Genomic DNA, 14,984 nt, shown 5'->3' with positions numbered 1-14,984 from the left:
GCCCGCGATCAGCCAGCGCGCGGCGCGCCGCCGCCGAGCGCCTCCGCCAGGGCCGCGAGGACGCCCTCCAGCCGCGGGGCCGCGCCGCGGATCGCGCGAAAGAAGGTCACCACATCGCGCGCGAGCAAGAGCGGAGGGGAGCCATAGGCCTCGTCCGTCAGGTAGATCTCCGCCGTTCCGACGCGGAACGCGAGATACAGGTTCACGGTGAACTCGACGCCGCGCTCGGACTCCCTGGGCAGCATGCGCTCTGGAAGCCGGGCAAGCACGAGGAGCTGCATCTCGCCCATCGCGCTCGACGAGCTCGATTTGCGGACGGCGCTCGCCCACGCGAGCGGCGACACGAGGACGAGCGCCCCCGGCGGGAGAGCGGCGGGCCACGGCACCCGAGACGGCGGAGAGGCCGAATCAAGGAGCGCCAGGCCGTCGATGGCGGCGTAGAGCGCCTCGATTTGCGGGTGGAATGCCCCGTGGCGCGCCTCGACCTCGGCCACGTCGAGGAGGCGCTCCGGAGACGGGGTCTTCACCGCAACGGAGCGACCGGCGCACGGCGAGGACGCGTCGCGCCGCGCGATGGCGCCACGGAGCGTGTCGCCGAGCCGGTCGTCCGCGGGCGCCGCGCCCGGCTCATCCGCGGCGCGGCGCGGGTCGAGGCAGGCGTCGATGAGCCCCGCGAGCGCCTCGTCGACGCCCGCGTCGGCGCGGAGGGGGCCGCGGTCGAGGAACGACGTGTAGCGGAGCGCGGCGGCGATGCGGGCGACCTCCTGGCGCCCGCGCGCGCCATAACGTCGCTCGAAGTACGCGCGCCAGGCCAGCGCCGCGTCCGTGAGCGCCGGGAGCGCGGCGCGCACGAGCGCATCGGCGTGCTCGCCGGAGAGCACCCACCCGAACACCATCCCGCCGCCGCGCTCCACTGCGATGAGGCCCTTCAGCACCGAAGTGAAGTTCGCCTGTGCTTCTGTGAACGAGAGCGCGTCGTCCGGCTGATGGCGCGCCATGGCCTCGAAGAACCACGCAAGCAGACGTCCCTCGCCGCCCATGATGCCTGTCAGTCTACCATGTCGAGGCCCGGGCGGCTCTCGGCGCGGCTAGCCTGATACCCTCTGCTCCTTCACGGCTGTCCTGTCCGCAGCGAAGGCGGCAGCACCTCGTTCAGGCGTGCGACGTCGCGCGCCATCTCGAGGCGGCGCGCCTCCTGGTCCGCCTGTGACGGGAACGGGATTGCGGCAAACGCCGCCGTGGCGGCCTCGGCCACGCGCGCCGCGCCCTCGGGGCCGAGGAGGCCGCGCTCGAGGGCCGTGAGCGCGGCGCCGATGTACGTATCGAACAGGTGAACGCCCGAGGCCGCGAGCTCCCTCCGCGCGAGATCGGGCGTGGCGACCACGTCGTGAATGAAAACCGCCTTCACCGCCCCCGGCGCGAGCTCGAGCATGCGCTGGCCGAAGTGGACATCGCCCTGCCCGCTGTCGCCGATGAAGACGAAATCGTACTCCGGGTACAGCCGGCGGTACTCGAGGAAGTTCTCGAGCTTCTTCTCCGCGATCGTGCGGTTGCCGATGAGGCGGGTGAACGAGCCCGCGAGCACGGTCGCGGTGAGCTGACCGCGCTCGGCGAGCGCCTTGATCGTCGCGTCCTCCACGAGGCCGAGGCGGTCGCCGGGGCGGGCGGTGACGAAGGTCAGATCGCCGGCCCGCCCGGGCACGGGGCCAGGGCCGCGGTCGAGCTCCGCATAGAACTGCAGGACGCCGGGATAGACGGTCTTCTTCGGGTACCGAGCATCCTTCCAGTTCGCGTAGAACGTATCGTCGATATCGGACAGGATCTTCACCTCGCGCACCGAGACGGAACCTGAACCTGAATCTGAACCTGGGAGAGCGTCAGACACCGAGACCGCCTCTCGCGCGAAGTGCGCGAGGAGCTCCTCGCGCAGGGAGTCGTCGTCGATATCGTGGTAGAAGAGCTGGTGAAGGTCGCGGTAGCCTCCCCGGCCGTCGAGCGCGTTCTTGAGCCGCGTGACGTCGGCGCCGCGCGTGCCGAGCCAGAGGCGGCGCAGCGCCTGCTCGTCGAGGCTACCGGTCCGGCCGCGCTGCAGCGCCGAGGCGAGCGCCGCGCGCGCCGGGATCCCGAGGTCGCCGAGGCGCTCGGCGGTCAGGAGATCGAGCAGCGCCGTGCGGTTGTCGGGACCGATGAGGCGATCGTCGATGTCTCCGAGCAACGCAGGCAGATCGAGCTGGAGGAGCAGCTGATCGAGCTCGACGGCGGTCGAGCCCGCGAGGATCTCCAGGATCCGCCGCTCGTCGTCCCGATCGGTGTGGGAGGCCATGCGCTGCCGGATCTCGTCGAGCTTCGACAGCACCGACGGGATGGGCGCGTCGGGAGAGGTGTCGATCGTCATGGGGTCCTGACAACGTAACCGATCCGGCGGGCGCTGGTAGCCTCGGCCAGCTCACGCCGACCGACCACGCGCCTCGCCGACCGCCCCTCCGGCGGCGGCCGCGCGGCAGGCCTGCATCGCAACGCATCAGCGTGGCTCGGCGGTCGAAGAACACGGCTGCCAGGCGGCCCGTGCTCCTGCTCTTTCAGACGGATTCAGCCCGCTGGCCGCTGGTGCCCCGGCTGGCGGAGGGCGTGCGCGATGCCGCTTTGCAGGGTGCCCAGCGTGGTGATCCCGGACAGATCCACGCCGAGGTTGACCAGCGTCTGCGCCACCTCCGAGCGCACGCCGGTGAGCACCACGCGCGTGCCGAGCAGCTGGGCGGCGCGCGCGGTCCGCGTCAGCGCATCGGCGACGTGCGCGTCGACCGCGCGCACCCCGGTGACGTCCAGGATCGCGGTGTGTGCGCTCTGACTGCTGATGCCGGACAGCAGCGTCTCCATGATCTGCGCTGCGCGCGCGCTGTCGATCGTCCCCACGAGCGGCATCGCCACCACCCGGTCGGCGATCGGGATGAGCGGCGTGGACAGCTCCCGGAGGGCCGCCTGCTGGGCGACGATGATCTTCTCCTGCAGCGCGGCCCGCTCGGCCTCCGCGTGCCTCAGCGAGGTGGTGTTGGTGACGACGCCGCCGAGGCCGATCGTCTCGCCACGCCCGTCGAGGATCGGGAACTTGACGGTGGAGAAATGAATACTCGTGTCGCCGAGCAGCAGGACCTCTTCGTACTGCACCGCCTTTCCCCCGGCCATCACGCCGCGCTCTCTCGCCACGACCTCCTCGATGGCCTCGGGGGCCAGGGGGCTCAACTCGGCTTCATTCTTGCCGATGACCTCGAAGACGTGCCTCTGGAGGACCTCGGCGTGAGCTCGGTTGACGAAGACATAGCGCCCGCCTGCGTCCTTGACGAAGATGGAATTGCGCGAGTGGTCCAGCAGCTGAAGGAGCAGCTGGAGCCGCCCGACCAGCACGTGCTCGCTCCACGGGTCCCCGGCGTCCTCGACGATCGCCGCGATCTCACGCGCGCCGCCGCGGTCGTCGCGCAGCACCGCGTGGGTCCACCGGAAGAGGCGCGCCTGCCCGTCTTTCGTCCTGCCCTCGCTCGTGGCCGAGGCGAACCGGTTCTCCGCCCAGTCGAGCAAGAGCGCACGCACCGCGTCCGGGGACACGGGATCTGCGCCCACGAGCTCGGAGAGCCTGCGGCCGACGGCCTCGCCCTCGCTCCAGCCGAAGACACGTTCGGCGCCATCGCTCCAGCGCGTCACCATGCCATCGGGGCGCCAGTGGATCAGCGCCGGCGCCGGTGTGAGCAGCCACGCGAGCGCGCCAAAGGCGGCGTGAGCGTCCGCGCTCACCGCGTCGGACGGCGCTGCTCCCACGGCCGCGCCGCCGATCGACCGCTCCGCTAGCGCGCTCTCCAGCTCCTCGACGCGCGCGTGCAGCGCGGCGATCTCTGCCCTGAGCCGCCCGATCTCCCCTAATCCCTCATCTGTCATTCGCTAGGTGCTGGACTGTATCCGGAGCGCGCCCGGGGTGGCAAGGTCGACATCCCCGAAGAGTACGCGAGATCCGTACGCCGGCACACTACGACACTGCGAATCGCGACATTCCTCAACCAACCGACGGGACGGGCGCGGGGCTGCACGTCTCCGATGGTCGATGGGGTCGTGCCGTCTCCCTCAGCGCCAGGTCATTCCCAGTTCTTGCGCTGGGGATTCACCCAGGGGGAGGTGCACATCACGCAATCATCACCGTAGAAGTAGTGCTTCCCACCGGTGTCCTTGTAGAGAGGGCAAGCAGAAGACATGGAAGCGCCTGACGGCTTTCTTTTCGTGGTACACGATGCCCCTCTGTTACGTCACGCCAGCGCGAGGCGGGCAAGGCAATGCAGGTCCTGAAGCGCCATATGTGAACGTTCACATCTGCGGCGTCAATCACAAACTGGCGCGCGGCGGTGACGCGGACGGCGCTACTTGGCCAGCTCCTCGATGGCCGCGGCGAGCTCCGCGGGGGGCAGCGCGTCGGCGGCGCGCCACGGCGGCATGCGCAGCGGCGAGGTCGCGGGCTCCTGCAAGCGAAAGATGGCCTTGTCCTTCATCTCTCGCGACATGCCGTCCAGGTCCTTCACGTTGAACCTGGCGCGGTTCAGCGCCGGGTTCCCGCGACCGTCGTGACAGCGCGAGCAGAGCTGCGTGAGCACGGCGCGCCCGCTCGCCCCCGGCGGCGGCACCAGGCCGAGCTTCACCTTCGCGTCCGCGGAGAAGAGGTCGCGCAAATCGAGCAGGGATTGTCGCGGGGCCGCGCCCGTCACCACGTCGAGGTAGGACCGGGCCCGCTCCGCGCGGAGCGCGGGATCCGTCACGTCCACGAGCGGGTAAGGCACCGAGATCGAATCACCCGCCTGCGACAAGGCGAACTGCTTCTCCCAGATCGAGCTCGACGAGCCGGCCTTGGCCTCGGCCTCGATGCGCGGGTCGAACGCGTTCGGCTGCGCCGCCTGGCCTTCGGCGACGAGCAACGCCTCGAGCTGCGCGCCGCTGCCCTCGTCGATGGCATTCTGGATGATCGCGGTGGGGATGCCGCCGTACTGCGCGTCCTCCGCGTGGGCTTCCAGGAACTGCGCCGTGAGCACCCGATCGGACTCCGTCCGCTGCACGAAGCGCTGCGGGAACCAGTGCATCCAGGGGAACTCCAGCTCCTGCATGCGCAAGATCTTCTTCGTGCCATAGCCGTCGGGCTGGTGGCACGAGCGACAGTCGAACGACGTGTTCTCGACGTCTTCCTCGCTGTAAATGCTGAACGCGGTCCAGCCGTGCTCTATCTCTTCGGTGAGCAGGCTCGCCAGATCGCAGGTGCCGTCGTAATCACACTGCCGCTCGAACGTGAACAGGTAGAAATTGTAGTCACCGGTCGAGAGGTCGCGGCTCACGATCTCGACGAAGGGCTCGCCGCGAACGAAGCCGAGCGCGGTCATTTCAGCCGGCCTCTCGCGCGTCTCGGTCACGCGCGGAAAGACGATGAGGCGCGGATTGACGGCGGAGACGGCGCCCTTCACGAGCGAGGTGGAGTTGCCGGTGAGCGCGAAGGCGCGATCTTCGTCGAGCTTCGTGACGCTGAGCAAGCTGGCGAAATCGGTGATGTTCGGGCGGGGCGTGGCGCACACCGCCCGCCAGAAGCTGTCGCCCCGCCGCGTCGCGCACAGCGCGCGATACTGCGCCTCGCGCCTGGGTAGGTCCGACAGCTCCGGATCGGGAGCATTCACGGACGGCAGCGTGTCCCAGTCGGTCGTCGCCTCGTCCGTGGCAGCGCCCCCGCCGATCTCGCCGACGCACGCCGCCAGCAGCAGCGAAGCCAGGCACAGGCTCTGCAAGCGCCTCACGCGGGCCTCCCTCGGCGGGCGCCGAACGTCATCAACCCCGCCACGAGCGCGAACGAAAGGAGCGGCGCGTGGCGGTCGCCGCGCCCGCCCGCCACGCTGCAGCCGAAAAGGCCCTCCTCGCTGGGCTCCTCCCCCGCGCCGTCCCCCGCGCCGTCCCCCTCGCTCGGCTCCAGGTCGACGGTGCCGTCCAGCTGCTGCACGTAGGCGATGAGCTGCCCGAGCTCGGCTTCGCTGAGCGCGCTGGTGAAGGCGTGACGATCTTCGGGGTTGGCCGTCACGAGGACATCGCGCAGCGTCGGCGCGGAGCCGTCGTGCAGGTACGGCGCCGTCTCCCAGACGCCGTTCAAGGTCGGCGTGTCGATGCCGAGCAGCGGCTCACCGGCGCGCATACCCGACGACGCCTTCACGGTGCCGACGTCGTGCAGCTTGCCACCCGCGCTGTCGGTCCCGTCGGCACCCGTGTGGCAGAAGCCGCAACCCAGGCGCTTGAAGATGGCGCGACCCGCGACGCCGTCCTGGGTGAGCGAGCCGTCGGGGTTGCGAAAGGGGCTCGGCCGGTACGTGTCGAGCGAGCCGATGAACGCCGCCAGCGCGTCGAGCTCGGGGCTCAGGCCGGCCTTCTTGTCGCCGCGCGGCGTGGCGACGGTCCCCACGGCGAGCTGCTCGGCGCTGAGGAAGCCCTTGCCGCCGAACAGGTCACGGATGTTGTCGTCGGCGTCCTGGATCTCGTCGAAGCTGCCGCTCCAGTTGACGTTGCCGTGGCCCGTGCCGCGCCGTCCGAGCAGCGAGACGGTGTTGCGAAGCCCCTCCCCCACGCTGCCGAAATCCCAGACTCGCCCGTCATCCGCGCCGTCGAAGTGGCACGACGCGCAGCTGATGTAGCCCTGGTCGCTCATGCGCACGTCCTCCGAGTTGAAGAACAGCTGCTTGCCGCGCAAGACCTGCGCGTCGAGCTTCTCCGCGGCGACGGTCGGAATGTCGGCCAGCTTCTTCGTGATGAGGTCGTGCGAGCTGATGATGTCGGCGACGTCGTAGACCGCCACCGTACGGCTGAGCGACGCGTGCACGAACAGCCTGTCGGTCTCGGTCAGCGCCAGGCCGCGCGGAGCGAAGCCCGTCTCTTTCAGCGCGGTCACGAATTCGCCCGTGTAGGTGTCGCGAACCTCCACCAGGGCCGAGCCGGCGACGCTGACGAACGCATAGTCGCCGAGCGGCGTGAACACGACCTGGTTGGGCAGATTGCGATCGTCCAGGTCGATGCGCCGCGCGACGTCTTCAACGCCCTCCGCGACGTTCAACAGCGCGACGAGCGGCCGCACCGTGTTGTCGTCGGAGAGCGCGAGCTGATCCCGGAATGGACCTCGAAAGATGTTGTCCTTCTTGCCCGGCACCCACGCGAACAGGCCGTCGGGCGAGAGCCCCACCGAGAACAGGTAGTTTGGCAGGCCGCGCCCTTGTTGATCCGTGTCCTCCGTCGTGGTGTCCGCCGCGAGCTCGAAGCGCGTGCTCACCTGGAAGGTCGCCGCGTCGATGCGCGCCACCTCGCCGTGGCTGTCCCCGGAGAGGAAGCGCGTGACGTAGATCTGCGCGCCGTCGTGGGACACCGAGACGCCCCGCGGCGTACCGCCCAGCGAGAGCTCGGCCACGACGGCGCCGCTCGCCGCGTCCAGCTTCAGCACCTTGCCGACCGCCATCAGCGTCACGTACGCGGCGTCCCCGGCCGGGCTGATCGCCAGGCCCATCGGCTGCGACGCGTACGGCAGCCTGACCTCGCTCTCCACCGCCAGCGACGTGGTGTCGATGATGGAGAGCGCGTGCGCGTCGCGATGCAGCACCCACAGCTTGCCTTGCGCCGTGAGCGCGACCCCTACCGGGCCGCGCGCCACCGGCACCTCCGCGAGCTTGGTCAGCGCGTTCGTGTCGACCACGCTCACGCTGTCGTTCTCGTAGTTGGCCGTGTAGACCTTCGCGTTCGGCCGGTCGTAGACGAGATCGGTCGAGCCCGCCGCGTCGCCCGTGACGAGCGGCCGGTGCACCGTGTGCACGAACGCGACGCTGGTGAACCCGACATCGTCTTTGACCGTCACCAGCACCGGGTAGTGGCCGGGAGCGGCGTAGGAGTGGACCTGCTGCACGTCGTCGACCATGAACTCGGTGCGCGTCTCGTCCCCCATGTCCCAGCGCACCTGCACGGGGCCGACCGCGTCGCCGATCGTCAGGTCGAAGGTGACCGGCTCGCCGGCGAGCGAGGGCGCGCGCTCGGGGATGCTCGCCGTGACGGCGTGCGCCTCGGCCGGCCAGGCCGCCGCCCAGCAGATGCCAAACGCCAGACCAAGGACCCTCCGCAGCGAGCGCATGGCTCAGGGACCGGTCGTGAACGTTGACTTGAACTCGGCCGCGATCCCGTTGCCGACGAGATCTTTCACGCCGTCCTTCGGCAGGACGACCTCGTAGGTCGTGTTCGGCATCAGGTCCTCGTCGGGGTCGAAGTTGACGATGCCCATGTACAGGCCGAACGAGCCCTTCACCGGCTGCCCGCCCACCGGTCGGACGATGAAGCTGCCCGGGTGAACCGTGGCGAGCTCGACGTTGTCGGTGAGGCTGAGACCGATGCGCGACTTCCTGGACAGCCCCGTCGCCCCGTTCTTCGGCAACACCGTGTCGACCGCCGGGGGCGTGGTGTCCGGCTCCGTCGAGTGCGCGGCGATGACCATGCCGCGGTAAGGCAGCTCGTCGTCGGCCAGCACCAGCAGGCTGCCGACCGAGATCGAGAACTGGTCGTCGCCGTTCGTGAACTCGAGCCGGCCCCAGATGCGGTTCTCGATCGACATCCGCTGGATGTCGCGCACGTTGATCTTGGAGACGCCGGCGTCGGGCCGCAGGTGACCCAGGAACATATAGCCGTCGGAGAAGCTCATGTACTCGGACCCAGCGGGGTACCCCTTGGCCCTGAACGCCGAGTCGGGCAGCGTGGCAAGGGGTGAATTGGCCGAGCCGATGTCCGTGGGATCGGTCAGCACGTCCCACGCGCGCAGCGGCGACTGCACGAAGACGTGCTTGCCGTACAGGCCACAGATGTAGCTCTTGCTCGGGGTGATGAAGTCGAGCGCGACCGGGTTCATCGGATCGCTGATGTCCATCGTCGCGATGCCGCCGTTGTCCTTGGGCGTCGTGATGACGAGCGTATTGCCGACGGCCCACAGCGGACCGGCGCTCACGCCGCCGAACTGCGAGGTCGGGATCTTCTTGACGAACCTCACGTCTTCGGGGTCCGCGGCGTCCAGGATGTGCAGGCCCGTGTTGGTGCCGCCGATGTAGACGACGCTGCCCTGCCAGTACATGCCCCAGACGGCGTCGGTGAAGTCTCCGTATTTGATACCCTGGAGCTCGACGAGCTTCACGTGACGAGGCGCGCGGGCGTCGGTGACGTCCCAGATGTCGACGCCCTTGCCCGCGGTGGTGACCTGGTAGAACTTGTTGCCGTAGCGAGCGACCGAGGTCTGGTGGGACTCCGCCTCGCCGACGCCGTTGGGCCCTGCCTTGGGATCGAAGCCAGGGCTCTGGATGCGCGAGAGCATCTTCGGATTGCTCGGATCGGCGATGTCGTAGAAGACGATCTCGGCGTTGCCGGCGCCCTGAACGTAGCCGTTGATGACGATCGGCTGGTTCTGGTGATGGCCCGCCTCGAGCGTCGGCGACACCAGGCCGTCTCGCCAGTTGTTGCGTGGCAAGTTGATCTTGTTCGCCGGCATGGGCATGTTCGGGATCTTGCCCTCCGGCGCGGTGATCGTGTCCGGGTCGATTCCGCCCGCGCCGGTGCTCCCGGTCGTGGCGCCTCCACCCGAGCCGCTCGCCGCGCTGCTGCTCGCGGCGCTGCTGCTCGCGGCGCTGCTGCTCGCGGCGCTGCTGCTCGCGGCGCCGCTGCTCGTGGCTCCTGCCGCCGGCGCTGGGGCTGCGCCGCCGCTGCCTGCCACCACGGAGGTGGTGTCACCGGAGCTTCCGCCGTCATTTCCTTCCGGTGAGCTGAGGTCCCCGCCGGAACACGCCGCGAGCAGGGCGGCGAACGAAGGAAAGCCGAACCAGCGTAGTCCCATCCTCTTCGAATGCATCCCTGACCTCTTCTCTGGCGCGTGGGTCATGACAGGTGGCCACCCCGCCGGAACACGGGGCCGACGGCGCCCGCCGCGATCGCGCGGACGCACGGGCACGCGAACGCGCGACAGGCGACGCGCCCCCTAAATGAATCGGTTAAGCCATGGACAATGTGAACGTTCACATTTGGGATGTCAAGCGCGATCGGCCGCACTCGTTTTGACGCGATCCGGCAGCTCCGTGGGCCGCTGCTCCCTGCTCGGGATCGAGGGCATTCTCGCGCCGGTTTCTATTGACGTCGCAAATGTGAACGCTCACATTTCTTGCTGCTTACTGGGAACTGGCCCTCACACGGTGCAGCTCGGCGTGATGGTGCTCGCCGTCGCTGTCGTTGTCGTGTTGGACAGGCTGAGGAGTAGGTGCTCGATATGGACTACGCTCGTTCGAAGCTGATTGCTGGTCTTCTACTTTCGGCATGGCTCGGGGCTTGCAGCGGTAACGGCGGGGAGGAGAAGCCGGACACCGCGGCCTCTGGCCCAGGAACGTCGTCATCGAGCTCCAGCACCAGCTCGAGCAGCAGCGGCGCAGGCGGCAGCGGCGGTGAGGGCGCCAGCAGCGGCACGGTGGGTAGCGGCGGCGCGACGAGCAGCGGCGGCGCGACGGGCAGCGGTGGCGCGACGGGCAGCGGTGGCGCAGGGGGCAGCGACGGCGCGGAAGGCGGCGGAGGCGCAGGCAGCACGCCACCCCCGACAGAGTTCGACAACCCCGTCATCAAGTACGATGCGCCAGATCCGACCAGCGGTCCCGGAGACTACATCTTCACCGCGGACGGCGCGGCCATGGTCTGGAACAACAAGGTTTACCTCTATACCGGCCATGACGAGCAGGCCGAGGGTGCAGAGGGCTACCGCATGTTCGACTGGCGGCTCTGGACATCGTCCGACATGATCCACTGGGAGAACAAAGGCGCGGTGATGCGCTACGATGTGTTCCCCTGGGCTCACGGCGGCGACTCGACGGGCAACGCCAATGCGGGTCAGGTGGTCGAACGCGACGACGAGAACGGCAACCCGAAGTTCTACTTCTACGCGCCGGTGGAGGGCGGCCAGTCCAGTTATGGGATCTCGATCGGCGTCGCGGTCGCGGACAGGCCGGAAGGGCCGTTCAAGGACGCACGGGGGATCCCGCTCATCTTCCTGGCCGACACCAACGGCACGGCGGACCATTCGTGGCGAAACCTCGATCCGACGGTGTTCGTCGACGACGACGGCCGGGCCTACATGTACTGGGGAAATGGGGTCTTGTACTGGGTCGAGCTCGAGGACGACATGATCCACCTGAAGGGTGAGACCTACACGACCGACGGCAGCGGGAAGATGCAGAACCGCAGCATCGGCGGCGTCCAGATCCACGTGCTCAAGGACATCCCCGGCTACACCGAGGCGCCTTACCTGTCCAAGCACGGCAGCCTCTATTACTTGACCTACGCTTCGGGGTTCCCGGAGAGCATCTCCTACGCGACCAGCACGTCGCCGCGGGGGCCGTGGCAACATCGGGGCGTCATCCTGGACCCGGTGCCGAACAGCAGCACCATTCACCAGTCGCTCTTCGAGTTCAAAGGAGCCAGCTACCTCACGTACCACGACGCCGCGCTGCCGACCGGCGGTAGCTATCGACGATCCACGTGCGTCGATCGCGCCTACTACAACGACGACGGGACGATCCGGAAGATCGTCCCGACACACAGGTGATTTGTGCGGCGCACGAAGCGCTGACTCCAGAGCAGCTGCTCGTCGCCAGCATCGAGCCGCCGGATCCGCTCGCAACCGGGCTCGGGCTCGCCCTGGCGGTCGCCGTCGTATCCCTGCGCCGATGAGCACGCCGCCGGCGAGGTGAAGCGGTATCTATCCACCAGCGCGTGCAGCGTGGCTGTACGGTGGACGGGCCACGAGCTTTCCATGAGCATCGAAGGTGGTCACGCGTCCGGCGATCTCACTTCTCGTGCGCGAGCGCCTCTGATATGAAATCATCATGAAACATTTGCGCCAGTTCTTCGTATGTTCCGTCCTCGCGGCTCTTGCGATGCAGGTGGGTTGTGGAGCGGAGACGCCGGACGGCGTCGGGCAGGCGTCCGAGGTCGGCTCGATCAGCCTCGCCCTCGTCGGGACCAGCGTCACGGGCGCAACGTACCGCCTGTCGAACGCGTGGTTCAATATCCACGGTCCGACGAACCGGCTCGTCGATGGCTCGATCGAGGCGCCGGTGATCACGGAGGTGCTTCCGGTCGGCCACTATGACGTACGCCTGGAGCCCTCGTGGGTCCTCGAGCGGTGGACCGGCGTCGGTTACCAGCCCGTTCAGGCGGTCCTGACGTCGCCGAATCCGCTGCAGGTCTTCATCAACGAAGGCACGACATCGACGGTCGTGTTCCAGTTCCGCGCCGACGACGACATCGTCTCCGTCGGCCAGGGGAGCCTCGACATCGTCATCGGCGTCGACGACACGGCGGCGCCGCGCGAGGACACCGACGTGGCCTGCGGCAACGGCTACGATGACGATGAGGACGGGCTCGCGGATTGCGCCGATCCGGAATGTCAGGGGCTGCCCCTCTGCGCGCCGCCGAGCATCGCGGCACAGTTCACCGACACGCTCGGCGATGACATCCCCGCCATGTGGCCTGCTGTCGTGCTCGCGGATGCGACAGACGCGGACGACATCGTGCTGGAATGCAGGGAATGTGCAGATTGCGGGACGTTGCGGTGGAGCCTCGCGAGCGTGGGCTTCAGCCAGGAGCAGATCAGCGAGATGACCTATTATTTCACGACAAAGGAAGTGGTCGTGGACGGGGAGGAGGACATCATGCACTGGTCAGCCGGCTGCGTCGACTGCTTCGGGGCCTCTTGCTACCCGCAATACAACTTCTTGTACTGGAGCGCGGGCAGCGGCCTGGCGCACTTCCATCTGACCGAGACCGCAGCGGACTGCAGCTCCTCGGTGTGGAACCTCATGGGACCGCGGGATACGAACGGCGCCGAAGGAAACCTGTGCGGGCCCGGTGTTGTCGGAGGCATATCTTCGTATTCCGGCAAGGTGGGCGAGTGGTTCCAGATTTCGATCGTGAACCCGCGGTAGGGGATCAACCAAGGTCGGATGCCCCCTGACCATCAGCCGCCGGATGGGCGCTCCGAGCGACGCGCAGTGAGCGCGCCGAGGAACGGCAGCGCGTGGGGCGCGGTCTTCCGCCATGCCATGGCGATGCCTCTTTCGTATCACTCTGCGGGTCTGTTCCTCCGCTTCACGGCTCCTTTGCGCGCGTCGAGCCCGGCGGCCGACTCGACACGATCGGCGTGAGGGCTGCCCGGGTGTGCCTCGAGGAAGCGCCGCGCCGCCGCGTGCGCGCCCGCGCGATCCCCCTTGCTCGCCAGCGCCTCGACGCGGATCGCGGCGGCCTCGTCGGAGAGCTGAGCGCTCGGGAACTCGCGCGCGTGGCGAGCCAGGAGCGCGAGGGCGGCCGTTGGATCGCCGCGTCGCAGCGCGCGCCGCGCGGTGTCGAGCAGCGCCAGCTCGGAGGCCAGCGTCGGCGCGTTCCTTTCGCGTGCGCGCGGGCTGCTCACCGCCGTGGCGGCAGGAGCCGTGGCGGCGGGCGCGGCCACGGGCGGAGCGTCGTCCGTTCGCTCCTCCGGGACGCGCTCGTGCAACTCCACCTCGGCCGCGCCAGGTGCGCGCGGCGCGGCGAGCGCAGCCGGCGCGCTGGACGCCTCTCGAGCGCGCCTCGCGGGCATCGGCGCGTCGACGTGCGTCCATTCCGCGACCCCGAGCGTGAGGACCCCCGCGAGCGCGCCGATCCCGAGCGCGCTCAAGATCCCGCTCCCGCCCGCCACGCCCGCCACCTTCAGCGCGACGCTCGCCCCCGCCGCGGCCGCGCCCCCTGCCACGACCGCGCCCCCCGCCACGACTGCGCCCCCCGCCCCCGCAGCCGCGCCCCCTGCCACGACCGCGCCCCCTGCCCCCGCAGCCGCGCCCCCTGCCGCGCCCGCGCTCCCTGCCACGACCGCGCCCCCCGCCGCGGCCGCGCTCCCCGTCCCCGCCGCACCCGCGCCCCCTGCCGCGCCCGCGCCTCCTGCCGCGCCCGCGCCCCCCGTGCCCGCCACGGCCGCGCTCCCCGTCCCCGCCACGGCGGCCCCGACGCCGACCGCGACGAGCATTCGCCGGGCCAAGCCGCTCGGCGGACTCTCGTCGAGCGCCGCGCGGAGGAGCGTCGTTCGCAGAGCACTCCCCTTCTGGTCCAGAAGGCGCTCGGGATCGGTCATGGCGATTCACCTCGGAAATGGGCCCGCGCCTCTATCCGCCTCACGGCGGCCTGGAAGTGCTCGCGCGCCCGGCGGAGGCGAGACGCGACCGTGCCTGCCGGAAGATCGAGCAGCGCCGCGATGTTCGCCGTCGTCATCTGCTCCAGCTCGAACAGCACGAAGACAGCGCGCTGCTCGAGGGGCATCGTGTCGAGGATGGCATCGAGCGTCGCGCGGGCGCGAGCGCGATCCATCATCTCCTCGGGGTCCGGCGCGGGGTCGACGCGCTCGCTGGGCGCTTCCTCCAGCACCTCCCGGCGCCGCTGCTGGGTTCTCCGCGTGCGCGAGGCGATCCGCAGCGCCGTGCTGAACAGGAACGCGGCCTCCCGGCCCGATTCGATGTCCCCGAGCCGCCGGGCCGCCACGAGGAAGACCTGCTGCGCCGCGTCCTCCGCGTCGGCGCGCGGCACGCCGAGCCGCACCAGCGAGCGCCAGACGAACGCCGAGTGCTCCATCACGAGCCCGGTGAGGCGCCCGGCCGCCGCCCGGCTGTCGGGCGGCACTGCGGCGGGGAGCTGCATCAGGGTCAGCGCTTCACCACGGCTCACGCCTTTGCAATCTCCGGATCGAGGCAATTCGATCACGAAATCGACAGGCCAGCGCGGAGCAGCAGCACCTGGTGACCGCGGGCGCTTCGTGGATGAGCTGCGCCGAGCGCTCGAACACGCATGAACGCCGCACCAGCGGAAATTGCGGTCCTTATTGCACGTCGACGCGCACAAGCGCGCTGGGC

Annotated in this window: 11 protein-coding genes; 2 read left to right on the top strand and 9 right to left on the bottom strand. The window is 69.4% G+C overall.

Features of this window, described 5'->3' with window-relative positions; all coding sequences use genetic code 11:
* Window positions 1–8: 8 nt before the first annotated feature.
* From WMF34_RS45510 to WMF34_RS45485, 6 genes are all read right to left on the bottom strand, one after another.
* Complete coding sequence (locus WMF34_RS45510; protein ID WP_012241521.1) at window positions 9–1,040, bottom strand: hypothetical protein; 1,032 nt, start codon at window positions 1,038–1,040, stop codon at window positions 9–11.
* Window positions 1,041–1,111: 71 nt separating this feature from the next.
* On the bottom strand, window positions 1,112–2,395 hold the full coding sequence (locus WMF34_RS45505; protein WP_437991735.1) for a phosphatase domain-containing protein: 1,284 nt from the start codon (window positions 2,393–2,395) through the stop codon (window positions 1,112–1,114).
* A gap of 194 nt (window positions 2,396–2,589) precedes the next feature.
* Entirely contained in the window at window positions 2,590–3,927 is a 1,338-nt protein-coding gene (locus WMF34_RS45500; protein ID WP_437991734.1) for a PAS domain-containing protein, read from the bottom strand.
* Between the two features lie 473 nt (window positions 3,928–4,400).
* Window positions 4,401–5,810: a c-type cytochrome gene (locus WMF34_RS45495; protein ID WP_437991733.1), complete on the bottom strand. Its 1,410-nt coding sequence runs from the start codon at window positions 5,808–5,810 to the stop codon at window positions 4,401–4,403.
* Window positions 5,807–8,167 carry a PKD domain-containing protein gene (locus WMF34_RS45490; protein ID WP_437991732.1) on the bottom strand — a complete coding sequence of 787 codons (2,361 nt, stop codon included), beginning with the start codon at window positions 8,165–8,167 and terminating at the stop codon, window positions 5,807–5,809. The genes WMF34_RS45495 and WMF34_RS45490 overlap by 4 nt, the downstream gene beginning before the upstream one ends.
* A gap of 3 nt (window positions 8,168–8,170) precedes the next feature.
* A complete protein-coding gene (locus WMF34_RS45485) occupies window positions 8,171–9,919 on the bottom strand; it encodes an Ig-like domain-containing protein (protein WP_437991731.1) in 1,749 nt (582 codons plus the stop codon).
* Between the two features lie 411 nt (window positions 9,920–10,330).
* Here WMF34_RS45485 and WMF34_RS45480 point away from each other — a divergent pair, with 411 nt between their 5' ends.
* On the top strand, window positions 10,331–11,653 hold the full coding sequence (locus WMF34_RS45480; protein WP_437991730.1) for a glycoside hydrolase family 43 protein: 1,323 nt from the start codon (window positions 10,331–10,333) through the stop codon (window positions 11,651–11,653).
* Here the strand turns inward: WMF34_RS45480 and WMF34_RS45475 are convergent.
* A complete protein-coding gene (locus tag WMF34_RS45475; protein WP_437991729.1) occupies window positions 11,605–11,862 on the bottom strand; it encodes a hypothetical protein in 258 nt (85 codons plus the stop codon). The two genes, WMF34_RS45480 and WMF34_RS45475, sit on opposite strands and share 49 nt — an antisense overlap.
* Before the next feature lie 71 nt (window positions 11,863–11,933).
* Between WMF34_RS45475 and WMF34_RS45470 the strand changes: the two genes are divergently transcribed.
* Complete coding sequence (locus tag WMF34_RS45470) at window positions 11,934–13,034, top strand: hypothetical protein (protein WP_437991728.1); 1,101 nt, start codon at window positions 11,934–11,936, stop codon at window positions 13,032–13,034.
* Window positions 13,035–13,171: 137 nt separating this feature from the next.
* Here WMF34_RS45470 and WMF34_RS45465 read toward each other — a convergent pair whose 3' ends face one another.
* Both WMF34_RS45465 and WMF34_RS45460 read right to left on the bottom strand, forming a co-directional pair.
* On the bottom strand, window positions 13,172–14,212 hold the full coding sequence (locus WMF34_RS45465; RefSeq protein ID WP_437991727.1) for a hypothetical protein: 1,041 nt from the start codon (window positions 14,210–14,212) through the stop codon (window positions 13,172–13,174).
* Complete coding sequence (locus WMF34_RS45460; RefSeq protein WP_044967366.1) at window positions 14,209–14,799, bottom strand: RNA polymerase sigma factor; 591 nt, start codon at window positions 14,797–14,799, stop codon at window positions 14,209–14,211. Before WMF34_RS45460 ends, WMF34_RS45465 begins: the two co-directional genes overlap by 4 nt.
* Between the last annotated feature and the right edge of the window lie 185 nt (window positions 14,800–14,984).

It is taken from the genome of Sorangium sp. So ce145, assembly GCF_051525985.1.
GTDB lineage: Bacteria > Myxococcota_A > Polyangia > Polyangiales > Polyangiaceae > Sorangium > Sorangium cellulosum_B.
Note: the sequence above shows the minus strand (reverse complement) of the source record. Positions and strands in the feature narration are given on the sequence as shown.

Coding starts and splice junctions, on each gene's coding strand:
- WMF34_RS45510 (WP_012241521.1), bottom strand. CDS start 1,040: ATGGGCGGCGAGGGACGTCTGCTTGCGTGGTTCTTCGAGGCCATGGCG.
- WMF34_RS45505 (WP_437991735.1), bottom strand. CDS start 2,395: ATGACGATCGACACCTCTCCCGACGCGCCCATCCCGTCGGTGCTGTCG.
- WMF34_RS45500 (WP_437991734.1), bottom strand. CDS start 3,927: ATGACAGATGAGGGATTAGGGGAGATCGGGCGGCTCAGGGCAGAGATC.
- WMF34_RS45490 (WP_437991732.1), bottom strand. CDS start 8,167: ATGCGCTCGCTGCGGAGGGTCCTTGGTCTGGCGTTTGGCATCTGCTGG.
- WMF34_RS45485 (WP_437991731.1), bottom strand. CDS start 9,919: ATGCATTCGAAGAGGATGGGACTACGCTGGTTCGGCTTTCCTTCGTTC.
- WMF34_RS45480 (WP_437991730.1), top strand. CDS start 10,331: ATGGACTACGCTCGTTCGAAGCTGATTGCTGGTCTTCTACTTTCGGCA.
- WMF34_RS45475 (WP_437991729.1), bottom strand. CDS start 11,862: ATGGAAAGCTCGTGGCCCGTCCACCGTACAGCCACGCTGCACGCGCTG.
- WMF34_RS45470 (WP_437991728.1), top strand. CDS start 11,934: ATGAAACATTTGCGCCAGTTCTTCGTATGTTCCGTCCTCGCGGCTCTT.
- WMF34_RS45465 (WP_437991727.1), bottom strand. CDS start 14,212: ATGACCGATCCCGAGCGCCTTCTGGACCAGAAGGGGAGTGCTCTGCGA.